This window comes from Streptomyces sp. NPDC101225 (assembly GCF_044767585.1).
Lineage (GTDB): Bacteria > Actinomycetota > Actinomycetes > Streptomycetales > Streptomycetaceae > Streptomyces.
The window spans coordinates 29,527-49,392 of the sequence record NZ_JBIWOE010000035.1 but is presented as its reverse complement, the minus strand read 5'-3'; the positions used below and the strand labels follow the sequence as shown (position 1 = coordinate 49,392).

The window sequence follows — 19,866 nt, the reverse complement described above, 5'->3', positions numbered from 1 at the left end:
TGCTGGGCAAGCGTGTTCGCGCATGGCAACCGGGATGTAGCTTGCCGCCTTACGGTGCCGCGCTGCTCCAGCACATACTCCCGCACGTCGTCGCGGACGGTGTCGGCATCCCACCTGGCCCGGCCGAGCAGGTGCTGCATGCCGTCCGGAGTGGCCTCACCGGCCCACTCGGCGATCGACCCAGCAGTTTTTGCGTGGCAGGTCCGACAGCAGCCCCAGCACCAAGTCCCTCGCTCGGCGCCGGGGTTCGACTCGCGCGAACCGGCCCGCTATCCGGGACATCAGCACCTCGAACGCCTCCTGCCAGCGGGCAGGGTCTACGCTGTGACCTGCGGTCACCGCATGGTCTTGGGTCTTCACGCACCGATGGTCACCGGTGGCCGCAGCCATCCCCGCACCAGCCCAGCAATTGGGCATCCGGGTGTTTCGCCACAGACCGACCAAGTCGAAGAGGGCAAGACAGTCTGCTTCATCTGCTCTCCAGACGGCGACGCATCCGAGGGGCTCGGCGCCGTCAGCGCCAACAGGGGCGACTACATCACCCTGCAGCAGGCGTCGGAACCGATCGGCACGGCCAAGACCCCAATGGACCGGGGCACGCGCCTGCTGGTAGCCACGGCCTTCGGCTTCGTTGCAGGGGGCATCACGCTCATCGGAGCCTTGATCTGGCACTACACCGGCCTGGCGCCAAGGGCAGACAACGCGGTCGCTGGCGCGGGTATGGCTGTCACTCTCGCCTCCGTGATCGTCTTCAGGCTGCGACGTCAGAAGGCCAGACAGTATCCCCGCAAGTGATCACACCCCCTCAGTCAACTGCGGCCCCACCACTCACTCACCAATAAGATCACGATCTACGGCTGGAGTATTGGTCACCCAGCGAGCGGTTGAGACCGCCTTCCCCCACTGGAGGCCCCGCCCCGTGGGGCGATGGTGCTCGGCCGAGCACCTTCTCTCCCGGCACGGGCAGCCGCTCCCCTGCCGCCCAAAGCATGGGCGGCAGGCAGCAGGTGACCTCGGAGAGAGGCTTGTAGACCCGGCTCGGCAGGTCGTCGGCCTCCTAGTTTAGATCAGACGTCTGAATCGGCGGCGAACTCCTCCGGGGTCCGGATGGATTCTCCGGCCAGCCCGTGGCGGATGAGAATCTTCACGTGATCGATGGTGCTGGGGCTGCTCGGGCGCAGGGCGGCAAAGACGCTCGCCGCGGCGTTCAGGCCGGCGTAGCCGGTGACCATCCGTGCGGGGTCGAAAAGGCCGGAGCGCAGGTGGTCGAACGTGCGGGCGAAGGCCTTGTATTCCGTCTCGCCGAATCCGGGGCCACCGACGAACTCGATACTGGTGTTCTTCAGGACCCCCACGACGGGACGGATCTCTTCGGGTCGCATAGCGGCGCCGATCACGGTGACGCTGGTGTACGGGGGCGTGGACGCCATCAGGGAGGCGAGCAGCCCGCGGGCGCCCGATGCTTCGATGACGTGCAGACGCCGTCCGGCGGACGCGTTCCTACGCCATGCCTCCACCGGATCGTCCTGCAGCGGGTCGACGGCGATGTGGGCTCCGTAGGCCAGGGCGATCTGACGGCGCCGGGCCGACGGGTCCGAGACGACGATGGGGCCGACCCCCTGGGCCGCCAGCTCGATCACGGCTCCCAGGCCCACCGGACCGGTCCCGGTCACCAGCGCCCCGTCGCCCGGTTGGACCCCGGAGCGCAGAACGCCGTTCACGCCGGTGGCCAGGGGCTCTGTCACAGCTGCGGGGACCGGTGAGACGCCTTCGGGAATCTTCAGGTGGCCGTAGGCCCAGACGACCGAGCGCTCGGCGAGTCCTCCGGGGTAGTCGTTCGCGTAGCCGACCGTGTGGACCCGGCCGTCTTCGGCCGTCACGCCGGGCAGGACGACCAGTTCGTCGCCGACGGCGTAATTCTCGACGTCCCTGCCCAGTTCGACGACCCGGGCGGTGAACTCGTGGCCCATCACCAGTGGACGGTCCGGATCGAACACCTCGCCCAGCGCCCCGGTCTCCTTGTGCGCGGCGAGGAAGTCGTCCGTGTGCTGCCAGGCCGAGAGGTCGCTGCCGCAGACACCCACGGCGATCGGTTCCACCAGCAGCTGGCCGGCTGCTGGACGGGGCTCGGGAAGATCGGTGGTGAAGATCCTGCCCGACTCCATGACGGCTGCACGCACGGCGCCTTCCTTTCGCAGATGTCCTCGTGGAGCGCGAAGATTATGCGATCACTTGATCTGATCATTTGCATGAAAGCATGCGGTGGCGGCCTGGGGAAGAGGGGGCGCCGGTCCTCAGGGCGTTGCCACCGCTGAGCGGTCGACCGTCTTCGCCTGCTCCAGCGCGCCCATCAGGCCTCCCACTGCGAAGGCGACCAGGGTGCGGCGCGTGGCAATGGCTTCGTCGCCAGGGGCGAACCAGCTCTCCGGGCCGCGGGCCATCAGCAGGATGAGGGCCTCCACGGTCAGGCTCCATGCGGTCTGCAGATCCTCGGCGGCAGTGTCGGGGAACGCGCGGTGGATCAGCGTCTGCAGCCGCTCGGTCGCGGGGGTGGCTGACGGTGCCATCTGGTCGCTGCCGCTCAGCGTCAGCTGCCCCACGATGGACAGCCAGCGCGAGCCTCCCTCCCGGTCGCTTTCCAGGAGGGTGGCATACGGGGCGATGAGGGCTTCGAGGATGTCCCGGGGATCGGGGCGCCCCTCCTTGGAGAGCAGGGCGTCGCAGCGGTCGCTGATGTCGGCCATGACGGCCTGTCCGCGCCGCAATAGGACGGCCTCCAGCAGTGCCTCCTTCATTCCGAAGTGATAGTGCACGGCTGCCGGTGCCAGGCCCGCCGCGGCGTTGATCGCGCGCACCGAGACGGCCTCCACGCCCTGCTCGGCGAAGAGTCGCTCCGCCGCGTCCATGAGGGCCTCGCGGGTCGCCTCTCCGTCGCGGGGACTCTTACGGCGTCCCTTGTGTTCAGCCACGCCCGGTTCCTCGCTGTTCTCGGGGGTTTCGCGTGTCAGTCGTTCTCGGATGGAGAGCCTAGCCGGACCTGGATGCGACGGGCCGCTTCTCGGATCAATTTGTTTCAAACAATTGATCCGATCGACTGATCGGCTTAATGTCGTGTCCTGCCGGGCGAGAGGAGCCGCCGCTTGGGCCCCTGTCCCTGCCCCGCAACAAGGCCGGGCGGCTCTTCTCGCTCGCTCAGCCGCGCACGCAAGCCCCCGATTTTCCGCATTCCCGTCCCGGTGCGGCGCCGGACCCCGCTGGCCGGGGCCGCACCGCACCCCATCCCGCAAGGAGGCGGTATGGCGCCCAGGAAGCGACGGCCCACCAACGTCCCGGCCAACCCCGAACTGCTGCTGGCGATGTTCACCACAGTCGCCCGGGCACGCGCCTTGGAGGACGCCCTCGCCCTGCACATTCGAGACCACGGCTTCGCCGGTTTCTGGCATCCGGGCAAGGGCCAGGAGGGTGCGGTTGCCGGCGCCTGCGCCGCACTGCGCACGGATGATTACCTCTTCTACCAGGGGCGGGGCGCCACCTGGCCGCTGGCCAAGGGCATGGGCCTTCAGCCGATCATTGGTGACCTGCTGGGCCGGGTCACCGGCTCCACCGGAGGCAAGGGAGCGGGCGTGCCGCACTGGGCCGACCCGGCGCTGGGCATCATGGGCGAGGGTGCGACGCTCGGCAGTGTCTACCCGCTCGCCGCCGGAGCTGCCCTTTCGGCCAGGATGCGCGGCACCGACCAGGTCGCACTGGCTGACTTCGGCGACGGAACTTCACATCGCGGGACCTTCCACGAGACGCTGATCCAGGCCGCTTCGTGGAAGCTGCCCCTCGTCTACTTCTGCGAGAACAACGGCCTTTCGGTCTCCACCCGGTTCGACGACGTTAGCCCCACGCCGAACGTGGCCGACCGGGCCTCCGCCTACGGCATCCCCGGCGTCGTCGTCGACGGTCACGACGCCGTGGAGGTCCACCGAGTGACGGCGGAGGCGGTCGAACGGGCCCGTGCCGGAGACGGCCCCACGTTGATCGAGGCCAAGGTCACGCGCGTCGGCGGCCATTGGGAGGGCGACGCCCAGCAGTACCGGCCCGCGGACTTCCTCAATGACTACCAAGACCCGCTGGAAGTGCTCCGTAACTACCTCGGAGACGAGCACGCCGAGACCGCGGACAAGATCGTCGTGGACGCGGCGGCGGAAGTGGCGGAAGAACTGCAACGAGCCGAGGCGGCGGACCTCCCCGACCCTCAGATCATCACGAAGGACGTGTTCGTATGACGACGCTCACCGAGAACGCGCCCGCCGTCGGCGGAGCCGAACCGGCCCGCCGGAGCACGCATGTGATTACCTATCAGGCGGCCCAGGGCGAGGCCCTCGTTGAGGAGATGCGACGCGACGCGACGGTCTTCTGCATGGGCCAGGACCTGCGCATGGGCGGCTTCTTCGGCGGAACTCGCGGCATGGTCGACGAATTCGGCTACGAGCGGGTCCTTGACACCGGCATCACCGAGGCCTTCATGGTCGGTTGCGCCGCCGGCGCCGCGATGACCGGTATGCGCCCGGTGGTCCAGATGGGGTTCGCCGACTTCTCCCTCATCGCTGGCGATGAGATCTTTCAAAAGCTCGGCAAGTGGCGGCACATGCACGGCGGCCAGTTCGAACTGCCCGCAGTGATCATCATGCCGATCGGGCCGAGCGGCGGCGCGGGACCCGAGCACTCCGGATCCATGGAAATGCTGGGCATGCACTTCCCCGGCCTGAAAGTCGTCGTCCCGTCCGACGCCTGGGACGCCAAGGCACTGCTGAAGGCGGCCGTCCGCGACCCCAATCCCGTCCTGTACTACCCGAGCAAGCAGCTCGACTGGATCCGCGGCCCGGTCTCCACTGACCCCGACGAGATCATCCCGCTGGGCCGGGCCGCCGTACGGCGCACCGGCACCTCGGCGACGGTCATCACCTACGGCTGTATGACCCGGCGAGTCCTGGAAGCAGCCGAGACCCTGGCCGGCGAAGGCATCGAGCTGGAGATTGTGGACCTGCGCACCCTCGTGCCGCTCGACCTGGACACTGTGACCACCTCCGTACTGGGCACCCACCGGGCACTCATCGTGCACGAGGCGCCGCGCACCGCCGGCCCGGGCGCGGAGATCGCCGCCGCCATTCAGGAGCGCTGCTTCTGGCACCTCGACGCCCCGATCATGCGCCTCGGCGCGGTGGACGCTCCCATCCCGGCCAGCCGCCACCTGGAGCAGCACTGCTACCCCAGCGTGGACGACATAGCCGAGGCGGCCCGACGGCTCGCCTGTACCTGACCGCTCGAGCCGCCGGAGACTTGACATGACAACGCTGATCGACATCCGCCTGCCCCATATGGGTTCCGTCGAGCGGGCTGTCATCACCACCTGGCACAAGGGGCCAGGCGACAACGTGGCCCTCGACGAGCCCTTGCTCGATGTGTCGACGGACAAGGTGGACACGGAGGTCGCCTCCCCCCAAGAGGGCACCCTCGTGGAAATCCTCGCCCACCCCGACCAGGAGGTGCCCGTCGGCGAACTGATCGCTCGGTTCGCCCCGCTCGACGCAAGTGACGCGGAGATCACCGCCGCGCTCGGGGGCAAGCCGCAGTTGCCAGCGGCGTCCGCGCCCGCAGAGCCTGCGCCCGCCCCATCACTGCAGCACACCGAGCCGGCGCAGCAGACGTACGAGCCTCACCCTGCGCCGTCCGCCGCCCCGCCGGTGCCTGCCGTCACGGCACGCCAGGACCTCGACGGGCTGTCGCTCGTCCTCACCAATGCCCTGCGCTACGTGACGGACCCCGCTGCCACCGACCATGCGGCGCCGCCCACTTCACCGTTGGTGCGCCGCATGGCCAAGGAATCAGGCATCGACCTGCGGGCCGTGCGCGGCACCGGCCGCGGCGGGCGCGTCACCCGCGATGACGTCCGCGCTCACCTGGAGGCCGCCGCCACCCCGCAGGCACCGCCGGCCCCCGCCGAGCAGGCACCAGCGACCGCACTCCCGGCTCCGCCGACGCCCGCGGACCGGCCCGCCACCGCCAGCACCACGTTGCGCCCCGACGGCTACGAGGCCGTCCCCTGCGAGGAGGTGCCGCTCACCCCGATCCGTAAGGCGATCGCCGCCCACATGGTGGCCTCGGTGAGTACCGCGCCGCAGCTCACCGCTCAGGTCGACGTGGACTTCACGCGCCTGGCCGCCGCCCGTGCCGAGGTGAACGCCGAGCGGGCCCGCCAGGGCCGGGACAAGCTCAGCTACCTGCCATTCATCGCCCGGGCCCTGGTGGCGGTGATCGGTGAACACCCCGACATCAACGCCACCTTCACCGACACCCACCTGCTGCGCTGGCGGACGGTGAACCTGGGCATAGCGGTGGACGTGGAGGCCGGGCTCTACGTCCCGGTGGTGCGCGATGCCCAACGCCTCAGCCTGGACGGGATGGCCGAGACCATCACCGACCTCGCCCAGCGCACCAGGGACCGCCGCCTGACCGCGGCCGACCTGCAGGGCGGCACCATCACCATCAGCAATTCCGGCAGCGTCGGCGGTGCGGTCTCCACGCCGATCCTGACCCGCCCGCAGGTGGCCTCGCTCGGCGTGCCCGCAGTGATCCGCCAGCCCGTGGCCGTCACGGGCGACAACGGCGAGGAATACATCGCCATCCGCCCGGTCGCCCGGCTCGGCCTGACCTTTGACCACCGGGCCATGGACGGCTCCGCCGCCCTCCGGGCGCTCAATGCCCTGCAGCACGCCCTGCAGGAATGGCCGGCGGAGGCCTACCGCTGATAAGCCCCCGCCCGCGCGGCTTGGAGCGGGAGGTCAATCCAGCCGCGCGGGTGGGCCACCACCTCGTCCCCGGGCTCGACGCCAACGCATCCGGGCCTGCGTTCTCCTCGACCAGAGGGCGACGCGTGCACGTCGCCTGATCAACCCTCATGGAAGGCTGCGATGACGAAGCTGGCAGGCAAGGTCGCTCTGATCACCGGAGCGGGCCGCGGGATCGGACGGGAGATCGCCCGCAAGCTCGGCTCAGAGGGAGCCCGAGTACTCGTCAACGACCTTGACCGGGAGCCCGCCGAGGAAACGGTCGCCCTGCTGGCGAAGGACGGCATCGAGGCCGCCGCGTTCCCGGGCAGCGTGACCGAGCCGGACTTCGGCGACCGCTTCGTCAAGGCGGCGCAGGACACCTACGGCCGCCTCGACATCATCATCAACAACGCCGGCTACACCTGGGACTCCGTGGTCCACAAGACCACCGACGAGCAGTTCGACGCCATGCTCGACGTCCACCTGCGCGCACCGTTCCGCATCCTGCGAGCCGCCACCGGCGCCTTCCGCGAGGCCGCCAAGCGCGATGCCGAGGCGGGGGAGCGCACCGTCCGCAAGGTCGTCAACATCAGCTCGGTCGCCGGACTCGGCGGCAACATCGGACAGGCCGGCTACGCCTCCGGCAAGGCCGGCGTCGTCGGGCTGACCAAGACGCTCGCCAAAGAGTGGGGCCGCTACCAAGTCACGGTCAACGCGGTCGCGTTCGGGCTGATCGCCACCCGACTCACCGAGGCGCCCGCAGGCACCGGCGCCACCATCGCCCTGGGCCACCCTGTGGGCATGAGCGGCGCCCGCCTCGTTCTGTCCCTCGCCCTCGAACTGCGACGCAGGGGCGGCGGAACCGGAGTGGCCGCCCTGTGCGGGGGCGGCGGTCAGGGCGACGCCCTTCTGCTGAGGAGCTTCACGTGAGCACTCCTGCCCCCATCGGGGCGACCCGGCCGTCGCCCGCCCCGCTCATCAACCCGTCCGTCATCGGCACCTGCACCCCGCCGCACACGGTCCTCGTGGAAGCGGGCCGGCTGCGCCAATTCGCCCACGCCATCGGCGAACGGCGACCCGAGTACATCGACGAAGACGCGGCCCGGGCCGCCTCCCGCCCCGGTCTGCTCGTGCCGCCGACGTTCCTGTTCTGCCTGGAGATGGACCGCCCCGACCCCTGGAGGTGGCTGACCGACATCGAGGTGGACCTGGCCACGGTCCTGCACGCCGAGCAGTCCTTCGTCCACCATCAGCCCGCCTGGTCCGGCCGGCGGCTGACCTTCACCTCCCGCATCACGGACGTGACCGTAAAGGCGGGCGGGGCGCTGCAGTTCGTTGTACGCGAGACGCACGTGACCAACGAACACCGCGCAGTCGTCGCCGACCTGAGCTCCACGCTCGCTGTCGTACGCCCTACGGCTCCCGCTGAGGAGGACAGCCGATGACCGACGCAACAGCACCGCCCGCCGGACGCAACACCGCCGAGGCAGCTGCCGCCCCGCTGGCGACCTTCACCCTGCCCCCCGTCACCCGCACCGACCTCGCCCTGTACGCCGGGGCATCCGGAGACCACAACCCCGTCCACATCGACATCGATGCGGCCATGGCAGCAGGACTCGACGATGTGATCGCGCACGGCATGCTCTCCATGGCCTGGGCGGGACGGGTCCTCGAGCAGGTCACCGGCCCCGGAACCGTTAAGGCCTATCGCATCCGCTTCACCGCTCCGGTCCGGGTCGGCGACAGGCTGACGGTCACCGTGACCCGGGCCGGGGAGCAGCAGCCGGAGGACACCACACCGACCGACGTCGACGTGCTGGTGGCCAACGCCGAGGGACAAGCCACGGCGCGGGGCACGGCCCGACTGTCTCCGCACGCCCTCAGCGCAGCAAGGAGCCCAAGCACATGACCCAGCCCGCACCGACCAGCCAGGCAATCCCCGGCGTGGACTGCGAGCGGCTCGCGCAGTTCCTCACTCGTGCTGCCGGGCCCTGGACACCCCCGACCGAAGCGATGCACGTCTCGCTGCTGTCCGGTGGACGTTCCAACCTCACCTACCGCATCGACTGGGGCCCCCTGTGCTGGGTGCTGCGCCGCCCGCCGCTCGGCCACGTCCTGCAGACCGCGCACGACATGCTGCGCGAGGCGCGCGTGCTCACTGCACTCGGCCCCACCGACGTCCCGGTCCCTCTCATGATCGCCGTATGCGACGACGCGGACGTGCTGGGCGCACCCTTCTACGTCATGGAGTTGGTCGACGGCCTGGTCCTGCGCACCGAGGATGACCTCGCCACACTGAACGGTCCCACCGCCCGCACGCTGGCCCACGGGTTCGTCGACACGCTCGCCGACCTGCACAACGTGTCGCCCGCCGAAGTGGACCTAGCCGGCTTCGGCCGCCCCGAGGGGTATCTGGAACGCCAAGTCAGCCGCTGGAAAAGGCAGTTGGAAGCCTCCGCCTGCCGCACCGTGGCCGGCTTCGGGGAACTGGCCGACGGACTGGCCCGCCACCTGCCCACCACCCAGCGACACAGTCTGGTCCACGGCGACTACCGGCTCGACAACGCCATCTTCGACCCCGATCACCCCGAACGCCCGAACGCCGTACTGGACTGGGAGATGGCCACCCTCGGCGACCCGCTCGCCGACCTGGGCCTGTTCCACCTCTACTGGATCGGCTGGGCAGGTATCGACAACCCGATCGCCGGAACCCCCGGTCTGCATCCGGCCTTCCCCTCCTGGGAGGAGCTCGCCGACCGCTACGCACAGCGCAGCGGTCTGAAGCTGGACGACCTCGACTGGTACATGGCCTTCGCCCACTACAAGCTCGCCGTGATCCTCGAAGGCATCCACTTCCGCCACCAGCAGGGCCTGACCGTCGGCGAGGGCTTCGAAGCGATCGGCACGATGGTGCCCCAGCTCGTCGAGCGCGGTCTCACCCACCTTCACAGCTGACCCCCGCCTGCGACTGCCCACGCTGCCTGACGCCGGCACACGAACGGACACCGAGATGGACTTCTCCTTCGACAAGCGCACCGAGGAACTCCGCGAGAACCTCACCGACTTCATGGCCACGCATGTCATCCCCGCCGAACCCCACTTCGCGGAGCCCCACTTCGCGGAACCCCACTTCGCGGAACCCCACTTCGTCGCCGGTTCCCGCGAACACCCCGGTGCACCCGCCTCCGGCTGGGGACGCCCGCCGGTCATGGCCGAGCTGCGCGACGAGGCGCAACGCCGGGGGCTGTGGAACCTCTTCCTGCCGCACTCACCGCTCGGCGCTGGCCTGTCCAACCTGCAGTACGCGCCCCTGGCCGAGATCACCGGCTGGAGCCCCCGGGTCGCCCCGGAAGCGCTGAACTGCGCGGCACCGGATACCGGCAACATGGAACTGCTGGCCATGTTCGCCACCGATGAGCAGAAGAAGCGCTGGCTGGAGCCGCTCCTCGAGGCGCGTATCCGCTCCGCCTACTGCATGACCGAGCCGGGTCTCGCATCCTCGGACGCCTCCAACATGCGGCTCACCGCACGCCACGAAGGAGACCAGTACGTCCTCAACGGGCGCAAGTGGTGGGCCACGGGCGCCCTTGCCCCCGAGTGCGAACTCCTCGTTGTCCTGGCCGTCACCGACCCCGATGCCGAACCGCGCCACCGGCAGAGCATCCTCCTCGTGCCCACGGACACCGAAGGCGTCCACGTGGTGCGCGGCCTGTCCGTGTTCGGTTTCACCGACGCGGCCCACGGCGGCCACGCCGAAGTGGCCTTCGAGAACGTCCGCGTGCCCGCCACCCACCTGCTGGGCCAGGAGGGAGAAGGCGCGCGCCTTGCACAGGCACGGCTGGGGCCCGGCCGCATCCACCACTGCATGCGGCTGGTGGGGATGGCCGAGCGGGCGCTGGAGCTGATGTGCGCCCGCGCCGAGGAGAGAACCGCCTTCGGGCGCCCCCTGGCGGAGCAGGGCGAGGTGCTGAGCTGGCTCGCCGAGGCCCGGGTGCGGATCGATCAGCTGCGGCTGATGGTCCTTCAGGCGGCGTGGCTCATCGACGAGGTGGGAGCGCGCCAGGCCCGCACCCAGATATCGGCCATCAAGATCGCCGCACCGCAGACCGCCGAGTGGGTCATCGACCGGGCGATCCAGCTGCATGGCGCGGCCGGCATGGCCCAGGACCTGCCGCTGGCGATGCTGTGGGCCCAGGCACGCGGTCTGCGTTTCGCCGACGGCCCGGACGAGGTGCACCGCATGGTGCTCGGCCGCAGAGAGCTGGCACGCCAGCGAGACAAGGCCATCGGCGGAAAGAGAACGCGATGACAACCCGAACGCAACCGGCCGGCGAGCAGCTCGCCTCCTCAACCTTGCCCGTGCGGGTGGAACGCGACGGTGCCGTGGTCCGCCTCGTACTGGCGTCCGCGGAGACAGGCAACGCCTTCGACCTCGACTTCGTCACCGCCCTGCGGCGCGCCGTGGAGCAGATCGTGGAATGGACGAACGAGCCGGATCGCGGCGGCGTTGGCGCCGTGCTGCTGCGGGCCGAGGGCCGCAACTTCAGCGTCGGCGGCGACCTGAAGGCCTTCGTCGCTCAGAGGGACGATGTCGGCGCCTACGTCACGGCGGTCGCCGGTGCCGCACACGCCGCCGTCCTCGGACTCGTGGGACTGTCCGTCCCCGTCATCGCGGAAATCCGCGGCGCCGTCGCAGGCGGAGGAGTGGGCCTGGCGCTCAGCGCCGACCTGGTGGTGGCGGCCCGTTCGGCCAAGCTGCGCCTGGCCTACACGGCCCTCGGCCTCACCCCCGACTGCGGAGCCTCCTGGTTTGTGCCCCGGCTGGTGGGCGAACGCAGGGCCCTCGACCTGGCGTTCACCAACCGCGTCGTGCGTCCGACCGAGGCCGAGCAATGGGGGCTGTTCAACCGGGTCGTCGACGAGGAGGACCTGCCCTCCGTCGCCGAGGAACTGGCCCGCTCCCTGGCGACGGGCCATGTCCACGCGTTGAGCCGAACCAAGCTGCTGGTGCGCGCCGGACGGCTCGACGAACTGCACGATCACCTCGAGTGCGAGGCGGAGTTCATCGCCGACGCCGCCGCCCGCCCCGAAGTCCGGGCGGCGATGCGGCAGTTCCTGGAGGGCTCGCACCGCGGGCGCACCTGACCGGAATGCTTCCGGCGCACGAGAACCGACCGATCACCTTCGCCCTTCTGCCTGCGCCCCGTGCAGGCCACGGACGTATCTCCTCGGAGGCCCCCTTGTCCACCCCTGCAACGACGACCGCGCCGTCCCAGGGCGCTTCTGCGGAGCTGTACCGACCCCAGCACCCCGTCCGCTTCGTGACCGCCTCCAGCCTCTTCGACGGGCACGATGCCGCGATCAACATCATGCGGCGCATCCTGCAGTCGCAGGGGGCCGAAGTGATCCACCTCGGGCACAACCGATCGGTGAAGGAGGTGGTGGATGCCGCGCTGGAGGAGGACGCGCAAGGCGTGGCCATCAGCTCCTACCAGGGCGGCCACGTCGAGTACTTCGAATACCTCGTGGAACTGCTGAAGGAGCGCGGCGCGGGGCACGTGAAGGTCTACGGCGGGGGAGGCGGCGTCATCGTCCCCGACGAGATCGCCCGACTGGCCCACAGCGGGGTCCGCATCTTTTCTCCGGAGGACGGACTGCGGCTCGGGCTCGCCGGAATGATCAGCTCGATGATCGAGGAATGCGACCGGGACCTGTGGAAGGAGAACCCCTCCGACGTTGCTGCGGTATTGGGCGGTGACCGCTCCGCACTTGCCCGTCTGGTCACCGGCCTGACCGCCAGTACCGTGCCGGACCCGGTGCTGCACGCAGTGCATGCGGCGGCCTCCGAGCGCAAGGTGCCCGTTCTTGGCATCACCGGCACCGGCGGCTCCGGCAAGTCTTCGCTCACCGACGAACTGGTCCGCCGGCTGCGCACCGACCAGCAGGACGAACTGCGGATCGCGGTGCTCGCCGTGGACCCGACGCGTCGCCGCGGGGGCGGAGCACTGCTCGGGGACCGCATCCGGATGAACGCCCTGGACGGCGACCGCGTCTTCTTCCGCTCCCTGGCCACCCGGGGCAGCCATGAACTCCCCGACGGCCTGCACGACGCCATCGCCGCGTGCGAGGCCGCCGGCCACGACCTCGTGATCGTGGAGACCCCCGGCATCGGGCAGGGCGACGCGGCTATCGTCCCGTATGTGGATGTCTCGCTGTATGTGATGACACCCGAGTTCGGCGCGGCCTCCCAGCTCGAGAAGATCGACATGCTGGACTTCGCGGACGTGGTGGCCATCAACAAGTTCGAACGGCGCGGCGCGCAGGACGCCCTGCGGGACGTGGGCCGTCAACTGGTCCGCAACCGGGAAGCCTTCGACCTGCGGCCCGAGGACATGCCGGTGTTCGGCACCAGCGCCGCCACCTTCAACGACGACGGAGTGACCGCCCTCTACCAGCGCCTGCGCGGACTGCTCACCGAGAAGGGGCTGCGGACGCGGCCCGGCACGCTCCCGGAAGTCGCGGTGCGGCACTCCAGCGGCGCCGCCCAGATCGTCCCCCCGGCCCGCGTGCGCTACCTCTCCGACATCGCCGACACCGTGCGCCGCTATCACGCCCACACGGCCACACAGACCGCGGCCGCGCGCCGGGTTCAGGTGCTTACCGAGGTGCAGGAGGAGCTGGCCGCAGCACAAGCGGACACCGACGCGGTCGACGCACTGCTGACCACGGCTCGCGAGGCTCTCGACCTGGCCTCACAGCGGCAGTTGGAGGCCTGGCCCGAGACCGTCCGTTCGCACTCCGGGGACGAGCTGGTGGTTACCATCCGTGACCGCGAACTGCGTACTGCCCTCGTGCGCGAGTCGCTGTCCGGCAACCGTATCCCCCGCATCGCCCTCCCGCGCTTCACCGACCACGGCGAACTGCTGCGGTTCCTGCGCGCCGAGAACCTGCCTGGGCGCTTCCCGTTCACCGCCGGTGTGTTCCCCTTCAAGCGTGAAGGTGAGGACCCGGCCCGCATGTTCGCCGGCGAAGGCGACCCGTTCCGCACCAACCGCCGCTTCAAGCTGCTGTCCGCCGACGGCGAGGCCACGCGCCTGTCCACGGCCTTCGACTCCGTGACGCTCTACGGCCGCAACCCCGACGAACGCCCCGACATCTACGGCAAGATCGGCACGTCCGGCGTTTCCGTGGCCACCCTCGATGACATGAAGGCCCTCTACGACGGCTTCGACTTGGTTGGGCCAACCACCTCGGTGTCCATGACGATCAACGGTCCGGCGCCCACGATCCTCGCGTTCTACCTGAACACCGCGATCGACCAGCAACTCGACGCGTTCCGCGCCGAGCACAACCGCGAACCCGTACCCCAGGAGGCGGCCGAGGTGCGCGCCCGCACGCTCGCTTCCGTGCGCGGCACTGTGCAGGCGGACATCCTCAAGGAGGACCAGGGACAGAACACCTGCCTGTTCTCCACGGAGTTCTCCCTGCGGATGATGGCCGACATCCAGGAGTGGTTCATCCAGCAGCAGGTCCGCAGCTTCTACTCGGTGTCGATCTCCGGCTACCACATCGCCGAGGCCGGCGCGAACCCCATCAGCCAGCTCGCCTTCACCCTCGCCAACGGCTTCACCTACGTCGAGGCCTATCTGGCCCGCGGCATGGACATCGACGACTTCGCACCCAACCTGTCGTTCTTCTTCTCCAACGGCATGGACCCCGAGTACACGGTGCTCGGCAGGGTTGCGCGCCGGATCTGGGCGGTGGCGATGCGCGACCAGTACGCGGCCAACGAGCGCAGCCAGAAGCTGAAGTACCACATCCAGACCTCCGGCCGGTCCCTGCACGCACAGGAGATGGACTTCAACGACATCCGTACCACCTTGCAGGCACTCATCGCGATCTACGACAACTGCAACAGCCTGCACACCAATGCCTACGACGAGGCGGTGACCACACCCACCGAGGAGTCGGTGCGCCGGGCCCTGGCCATCCAGCTGATCATCAACCGGGAGTGGGGCCTGGCCATGAACGAGAACCCACTGCAGGGCTCGTTCATCATCGACGAGCTCACCGATCTGGTCGAGGAGGCCGTCCTCACCGAGTTCGCGCGGATCAGCGAGCGCGGCGGTGTCCTCGGCGCGATGGAGACCGGCTACCAGCGCGGCCGCATCCAGGACGAGTCCATGCTGTACGAGCAGCGCAAGCACGACGGCACGCTGCCCATCATCGGGGTCAACACCTTCCGCAACCCGCACGCGGATACCCAGGAGGCCACCGTCGTCGAACTGGCCCGCGCCACCGAGCAGGAGAAGGTCTCCCAGCTTCAGCGCGTACGCGAGTACCAGTCCAGCCACCACTCGCAGGCACAGTCGGCCCTGGCGGCTCTCAAGCAGGCCGCCACCGCCGGGGACAACGTCTTCGCGGTCCTCATGGATGCGGCCCGCGTCTGCTCCCTGCAGGAAATCACCGAGGCGTTCTTCGAGGTGGGCGGCCAATACCGGCGCAACGTGTGAGTCGGCCGGGCCGACGGATCGCTCGGGTGAGGCCGGTCCTGCGTCAGAACAATGGAACCAACGGTTGTTCGGTCCAGATGGTCTTTCCCGAGCGGGTGTACCGGCTGCCCCACCGGTCGGTGAGTTGGGCCACGAGGAAGAGCCCCCGGCCGCCCTCGTCCATGTCGTGGGCCCGGCGAAGCCGCGGGTGGGTGTTGCTCGGGTCCGAGACCTCACAGACGAGAGCACTGTCGCGGATCAGGCGCAGTCCTACCGGCCCGCCCGCATACCGGATGGCGTTGGTGACGAGCTCGCTCACCACCAGTTCGGTCGTGAAGGCCATCTCCTCGAGTTCCCAGGCGGCCAGCTGTCGGCTGGCCCATTGCCGCACGTCCGCGACGACCGACGGATCGGCAGGAAACTCCCGGACCGCCATGTCCTGCGCCGGGACCGCCCGGGTACGGATGAACAGTGCGGTGGCATCATCCACGCAAGGGGCACCGACAAGCTCAGCCATGACGCGGTGGCCCGTGTCCTCCAGGCCACGATCGGCCTGCACCTCGGATTGCAGAGCGCGCCGCAATTGCTCCATGCCGACTTCGATGTCGCCTGACGGGAAGCCCAACAGGCCGTCGGTGTACAGCACGAGCATGCTTCCCGGCTCGAGGTCGATTTCAACGGGCTCGAACGGCAGGCCGCCGATACCGAGAGGCGGGCCGGGAACGATGTTCACGAGCTGAGCGGTGCCGTCCGGCTTCACCAAAACCGGCGGCGGATGCCCCGCGCTGGCGAGCGTGCAGCGGCGTTCACCCGGGTCGTACACCGCATACAGGCAGGTCGTGCCCAGGACCCCATCCGGGCTGGACTGGTCTGCGCGCTGCCGGTCCAGCCGGGCGACCAGATCGTCCAGACAGGCGAGCAGCTCGTCGGGCTCCAGTTCCATGTCGGCCAGGGTCTGGACGGCCGTGCGCAGTCTGCCCATGGCTGCCGAGGCGTAGATGCCGTGGCCGACCACGTCGCCGATGACGAAGGCCGTGCGCACGGAGGGCAGGGTGATGACGTCGAACCAGTCGCCGCCGACCCCTGCGCCTGTGGCCGCGGGTACATACATCCCGACGGTCTCTGCCGCGGTGCTCTCGAACAGGGCAGGGGGCAGAAGGCTGCTCTGCAGTGCAACGGCGGCCCGTTCTTCCCGCAGGGCGCGACGGGCGTTGTCGAGGCTCAGTGCGGTGAGGCAGGCGATCTGCTCGAACACGACGGCGTCATCCTCGTCGAAGGGCGCAGCCGGCCCGTTACGCCACACGGTGACGCCCCCGAGCAGCAGACCTCGGGCATAGAGGGCCACACTCAGCCCCGACTGCGCGTGTTCGGGGAGCACCGACCGGATGAGGTCGGAATCCTCGCCGAGGGTGGCTCTCAGCAGTCCGAGGTCGTTGATCAGGATGGGGCGGCCCTGCTGGAGTTCATGGAGGGCGGGCGAATCCGGCACGGTCGGCGTCTCGGCCCCTGCTCCGGGAAGCCCTGTCTGCCACCCTCCTCCGCGTTGTGCGGCCCCCAGCCTGCGCATGCAGAGCCCGCCGAACCGGACTGCGGCCGGCAGCGCGTCGCCCTCGAGCACGGCTTGGGCGACGTCCACCATGGCCACGTCCGCGAAGCCGGAGCTGGTAACCAGCAGCGTGGCGAGATCCTCAGCAGTCTGCGCGGCATCCAACGAACTCCCGAATCCGGCTGCGGCGCGCAGAAGATCAAGATGGCGGTGGACCCGCTCACGCTCGGCCGTGCTCTGATCCATGTCGCACTTCGCTTCTGCTGGCCGGGACGATCGGGACATCCGGTCAACTGGAACTGTCCAGAAACGTCACTCTCGCTCAGTGGGAAGTATCCCAGAATACGGCCGTGGCACAGGACCGGAGCTGCTGCAGCCGCCGATCTCGCGCCACCTGAGCGCCGGACTTCTCAGGCTTGAGAGAGATCCTGCCGGGACTTGGGCCGTCCGTGGGGGATGAGCAGCCCCACGAGCATGGCCACGAGGGCGAAACCGGCGCACGCGAGGTACGCCACGGTGTAGCCCCTGCCGGTGTAGATGGGGCTGCCTTGGACGAGCTGCCCGACGTTCTGCAGAAGGATCACGTAGACGATCTGGACCGCCACCGTGGAGCCCACCGTCTGCAGGAGCCCGGTCATGCCCGCGGTGATGGCCTGCTGGTCCACGGGCGTGGCCTCGATGACCAGATTCGGCACCGCCGCGTAGGCCAGGCTCGCGCCCGCCGCGAGCACGGTGAAGCCGAGAAGGATCTGCCACTTCTCGCTGTGCGAGAACGCCGTGTACGTGGCGCCTGCGGCCATGATCAGGGAGCCGACGACGGCCGGGAGCCGGGCACCGATGCGGCGCATGTACAGACCCGCGATGAAGCTCGGCACACAGGTGGCGATGCCGGCGGGCACGGTGAACAGCGTCAACTGCATGGCTGTCGATCCGAAGCCGTAGTCACCGCCCAGTACGCGGGGTGTCATGGCCATCATCGGAAGAACGGTCGTGTATGCGCCGACCGCACCGTAAGCGAGTCCCGCCACGATGATGGTCGTGAGCACCGGGCGGCGGGAGACCAGCCTCAGGTCGACCAGAGGTTCGCGGGTCCTTCGCTCCACGATCACCCACACCAGCAGCACCGCGAGGCCGCCGAAGATGCTGCCCAGCGTCCTGGGAGACGACCAGGTCCAGGTGGAGGCCTCGCTGAGGCCCACCAGCACGAGGGTCACGCCGGCGCCGAGGAGGATCACACCGGTCCAGTCGAGCCGGGAGCGCGTGTGCACCCTGGACTCGGGAACAGCCAGCAGTCCCAGGAAGGCGATGGCAGAGAGCGCGACGAGGAGCCAGAACACCGACCGGAACCCGTGCTCGTCCACGAAGTAACCGGCGATGAAGGGCGCACTGATCGTCACCACACCCGTGCCGCCGACGGTGAGGCTGGCCGCGAAGGCGATCCAGCGCTTCGGCAGGATGTCGCGCATCAGCGAGTAGGAGAGTGTGGCCAGTGGCAGCATCAGGCCCTGCAGGGAGCGTCCGACCAGAAGCGTCGGAAAGTTCGGGGCAAGGGCGGCGATGAGACCGCCGGCGATGCCGCCGGCCGCCCCCACCAGCATGACCTTCTTCTTGCCGTGGATGTCTCCGTACTTGCTCATGACCGGCCCAGCCACGGCGCCCACCAGGGTCAGCGACGTGAACACCCAGCCGACCTGCTGGGTCTGGTAGTGGGTCGCGATCTCGGTCACCGCGGGGGTCAGCAGGCTGTAGGAGAGGCTGAGCACCTCCAGTGGCCAGAGCAGTGCGATGAGGGTGAAAATGACAGCGGTCGTAGGCCGCACGGGGGCTCCGGAATCCGGCTCCGGGGTTCCTTCTGTGCCAGGCTCCGTGGTCGGCGGCTCGAACGCCGCTCCCGATTGGGTCTGCGTCATCGCAGGGCTCCGTCGAGGAGTAGGGGAAGGGAATGTGTAGCGGTTCTCGCGTCGGCCCGGCCGGGGCAGGAATACGTTCGTTCCGACAGGGCGGCGACTGGCCGAAACGGATCCCTGCGGTGGGGACACAGTAGGGTCGCACCGGTTGTCGGTCAAGTGATTGAAACACTTGATTTATATATGCGTAACCTCATCGGAGTGGTGCTTGCCGTGTGCATGCAGAAAGCGCCGCACCCCGGGCAGGTGCGGCGCTTGTTCCGTCTTCGGCGGTTCGGCTACTTGCCGTCGCCCGCGGAAGAGGACCTCGGGCGGCGCGGCCGGCGGCGTGGTGCGGTGATGCCGTCGAGAGTCATCACGAGGTACTGCTCCGCCAATTCCTGCAGTTTGAACGGCCCGCTGGGCCGATACCAGCGGGCCGTCGTCGCAATGGCGTCGCGCACGAAGCGGTAGATGACCTTCGCGTTGAGACCCTCGCGGAAGACGCCGTCCTCTATGCCGTCCTCCAACACGCCGGTCCATAGGTTCGCCACTTCCCGCTGCTGGTCATCGAGGTAGGCGAAGCGCGGAAATTCGTGGAGATAGTGCTGCTCGTTCTGCAGCACGATGACCGCGGCGTGATGCCGCTCTATCGACTCGAACGCGGCCTGGACCAGCTGGCTGAAGGTTTCCCGTGCGCCGGCCTCCGACTCGATGATCTCCCTGTAGGCCGCGAGTAGTTCATCGAAGTAACTTGTGAACAGCTCGTCCGCGATGGCTTCCTTGGAGTCGAAGTGGTGGTAAAGGCTGCCCGACAGCACGCCCGCCGCATCGCCGATCGCACGGACGGTGGTTGCCTTGTAGCCGCGCTCCGCAAACAGCTCCGCTGCGATCCGGACCAGTTCGGCGCGCCGCTCCGAATCGGCCGGTGTCGACTTGCGAGTCCGGCGTGCAGTTGATGTGCGCTCTTGTGCGATCCCCTTGGCCACGCGGGCCAGTATCGGCCCCGAACCCAGTGCTGCGCAAATGCTTGCTCAACTCTGTCGTGTCGTGTCCGGCCGGGGTGCGCCGTGCGGCAATATGTGTCGAATCACTTGATTCGATCGGTCGATCGGCTTAAGGTC

Annotated in this window: 16 protein-coding genes and 1 pseudogene; 11 read left to right on the top strand and 6 right to left on the bottom strand. The window is 69.0% G+C overall.

Annotated elements, in window-relative coordinates; genetic code table 11:
- Positions 1-65: 65 nt before the first annotated feature.
- Positions 66-282, bottom strand: a pseudogene (locus ACIRPX_RS35045) (transposase); the annotation flags it as partial.
- 60 nt (positions 283-342) lie between these two features.
- Here ACIRPX_RS35045 and ACIRPX_RS35040 point away from each other — a divergent pair.
- Positions 343-795: a hypothetical protein gene (locus ACIRPX_RS35040; protein ID WP_404202860.1), complete on the top strand. Its 453-nt coding sequence runs from the start codon at positions 343-345 to the stop codon at positions 793-795.
- 272 nt (positions 796-1,067) lie between these two features.
- Here the strand turns inward: ACIRPX_RS35040 and ACIRPX_RS35035 are convergent, their stop codons facing one another.
- Both ACIRPX_RS35035 and ACIRPX_RS35030 read right to left on the bottom strand, forming a co-directional pair.
- Positions 1,068-2,180, bottom strand: a complete 1,113-nt coding sequence (locus tag ACIRPX_RS35035) for an alcohol dehydrogenase catalytic domain-containing protein (RefSeq protein WP_404202858.1) — start codon at positions 2,178-2,180, stop codon at positions 1,068-1,070.
- 114 nt (positions 2,181-2,294) lie between these two features.
- Positions 2,295-2,969 carry a TetR/AcrR family transcriptional regulator gene (locus ACIRPX_RS35030; protein WP_404202856.1) on the bottom strand — a complete coding sequence of 225 codons (675 nt, stop codon included), beginning with the start codon at positions 2,967-2,969 and terminating at the stop codon, positions 2,295-2,297.
- Positions 2,970-3,296: 327 nt separating this feature from the next.
- Here ACIRPX_RS35030 and ACIRPX_RS35025 point away from each other — a divergent pair, with 327 nt between their 5' ends.
- From ACIRPX_RS35025 to icmF, 10 genes are all read left to right on the top strand, one after another.
- The gene (locus ACIRPX_RS35025; protein ID WP_404202854.1) at positions 3,297-4,274 is read left to right on the top strand and encodes a thiamine pyrophosphate-dependent dehydrogenase E1 component subunit alpha; all 978 of its coding nucleotides are present in this window, start codon (positions 3,297-3,299) and stop codon (positions 4,272-4,274) included.
- The gene (locus tag ACIRPX_RS35020) at positions 4,271-5,308 is read left to right on the top strand and encodes an alpha-ketoacid dehydrogenase subunit beta (RefSeq protein ID WP_404202852.1); all 1,038 of its coding nucleotides are present in this window, start codon (positions 4,271-4,273) and stop codon (positions 5,306-5,308) included. Before ACIRPX_RS35025 ends, ACIRPX_RS35020 begins: the two co-directional genes overlap by 4 nt.
- Before the next feature lie 25 nt (positions 5,309-5,333).
- Positions 5,334-6,797 carry a dihydrolipoamide acetyltransferase family protein gene (locus ACIRPX_RS35015; RefSeq protein WP_404202850.1) on the top strand — a complete coding sequence of 488 codons (1,464 nt, stop codon included), beginning with the start codon at positions 5,334-5,336 and terminating at the stop codon, positions 6,795-6,797.
- Positions 6,798-6,959: 162 nt separating this feature from the next.
- Entirely contained in the window at positions 6,960-7,748 is a 789-nt protein-coding gene (locus ACIRPX_RS35010) for an SDR family NAD(P)-dependent oxidoreductase (RefSeq protein ID WP_404202848.1), read from the top strand.
- Entirely contained in the window at positions 7,745-8,263 is a 519-nt protein-coding gene (locus ACIRPX_RS35005) for a MaoC family dehydratase N-terminal domain-containing protein (RefSeq protein WP_404202845.1), read from the top strand. Before ACIRPX_RS35010 ends, ACIRPX_RS35005 begins: the two co-directional genes overlap by 4 nt.
- A complete protein-coding gene (locus ACIRPX_RS35000; protein ID WP_404202844.1) occupies positions 8,260-8,727 on the top strand; it encodes a MaoC/PaaZ C-terminal domain-containing protein in 468 nt (155 codons plus the stop codon). Before ACIRPX_RS35005 ends, ACIRPX_RS35000 begins: the two co-directional genes overlap by 4 nt.
- Positions 8,724-9,773 carry a phosphotransferase family protein gene (locus ACIRPX_RS34995; protein ID WP_404202842.1) on the top strand — a complete coding sequence of 350 codons (1,050 nt, stop codon included), beginning with the start codon at positions 8,724-8,726 and terminating at the stop codon, positions 9,771-9,773. The genes ACIRPX_RS35000 and ACIRPX_RS34995 overlap by 4 nt, the downstream gene beginning before the upstream one ends.
- A gap of 55 nt (positions 9,774-9,828) precedes the next feature.
- Positions 9,829-11,127: an acyl-CoA dehydrogenase family protein gene (locus ACIRPX_RS34990; RefSeq protein WP_404202840.1), complete on the top strand. Its 1,299-nt coding sequence runs from the start codon at positions 9,829-9,831 to the stop codon at positions 11,125-11,127.
- Positions 11,124-11,963 carry an enoyl-CoA hydratase/isomerase family protein gene (locus ACIRPX_RS34985; RefSeq protein ID WP_404202838.1) on the top strand — a complete coding sequence of 280 codons (840 nt, stop codon included), beginning with the start codon at positions 11,124-11,126 and terminating at the stop codon, positions 11,961-11,963. Before ACIRPX_RS34990 ends, ACIRPX_RS34985 begins: the two co-directional genes overlap by 4 nt.
- Positions 11,964-12,058: 95 nt before the next feature.
- Entirely contained in the window at positions 12,059-15,331 is a 3,273-nt protein-coding gene (gene icmF, locus ACIRPX_RS34980; protein ID WP_404202836.1) for a fused isobutyryl-CoA mutase/GTPase IcmF, read from the top strand.
- 43 nt (positions 15,332-15,374) lie between these two features.
- On the opposite strand, the gene ACIRPX_RS34975 is transcribed toward icmF, so the two are convergent.
- The 3 genes from ACIRPX_RS34975 to ACIRPX_RS34965 all read right to left on the bottom strand — a co-directional run bounded on the left by ACIRPX_RS34975 (position 15,375) and on the right by ACIRPX_RS34965 (position 19,731).
- Positions 15,375-17,102, bottom strand: coding sequence for a SpoIIE family protein phosphatase (locus ACIRPX_RS34975; protein ID WP_404202834.1), 1,728 nt, complete (start codon positions 17,100-17,102; stop codon positions 15,375-15,377).
- 164 nt (positions 17,103-17,266) lie between these two features.
- Positions 17,267-18,676 (bottom strand): MFS transporter, encoded by a 1,410-nt coding sequence (locus tag ACIRPX_RS34970; protein ID WP_404202832.1) that lies wholly within the window; start codon positions 18,674-18,676, stop codon positions 17,267-17,269.
- Positions 18,677-19,041: 365 nt separating this feature from the next.
- Positions 19,042-19,731, bottom strand: coding sequence for a TetR/AcrR family transcriptional regulator (locus tag ACIRPX_RS34965; protein ID WP_404202830.1), 690 nt, complete (start codon positions 19,729-19,731; stop codon positions 19,042-19,044).
- Positions 19,732-19,866 lie beyond the last annotated feature (135 nt).

Coding starts and splice junctions, on each gene's coding strand:
- ACIRPX_RS35025 (WP_404202854.1), top strand. CDS start 3,297: ATGGCGCCCAGGAAGCGACGGCCCACCAACGTCCCGGCCAACCCCGAA.
- ACIRPX_RS34990 (WP_404202840.1), top strand. CDS start 9,829: ATGGACTTCTCCTTCGACAAGCGCACCGAGGAACTCCGCGAGAACCTC.
- ACIRPX_RS35015 (WP_404202850.1), top strand. CDS start 5,334: ATGACAACGCTGATCGACATCCGCCTGCCCCATATGGGTTCCGTCGAG.
- ACIRPX_RS34985 (WP_404202838.1), top strand. CDS start 11,124: ATGACAACCCGAACGCAACCGGCCGGCGAGCAGCTCGCCTCCTCAACC.
- ACIRPX_RS35010 (WP_404202848.1), top strand. CDS start 6,960: ATGACGAAGCTGGCAGGCAAGGTCGCTCTGATCACCGGAGCGGGCCGC.
- ACIRPX_RS34975 (WP_404202834.1), bottom strand. CDS start 17,102: ATGGATCAGAGCACGGCCGAGCGTGAGCGGGTCCACCGCCATCTTGAT.
- ACIRPX_RS34995 (WP_404202842.1), top strand. CDS start 8,724: ATGACCCAGCCCGCACCGACCAGCCAGGCAATCCCCGGCGTGGACTGC.
- ACIRPX_RS35000 (WP_404202844.1), top strand. CDS start 8,260: ATGACCGACGCAACAGCACCGCCCGCCGGACGCAACACCGCCGAGGCA.
- ACIRPX_RS35040 (WP_404202860.1), top strand. CDS start 343: ATGGTCTTGGGTCTTCACGCACCGATGGTCACCGGTGGCCGCAGCCAT.
- ACIRPX_RS35020 (WP_404202852.1), top strand. CDS start 4,271: ATGACGACGCTCACCGAGAACGCGCCCGCCGTCGGCGGAGCCGAACCG.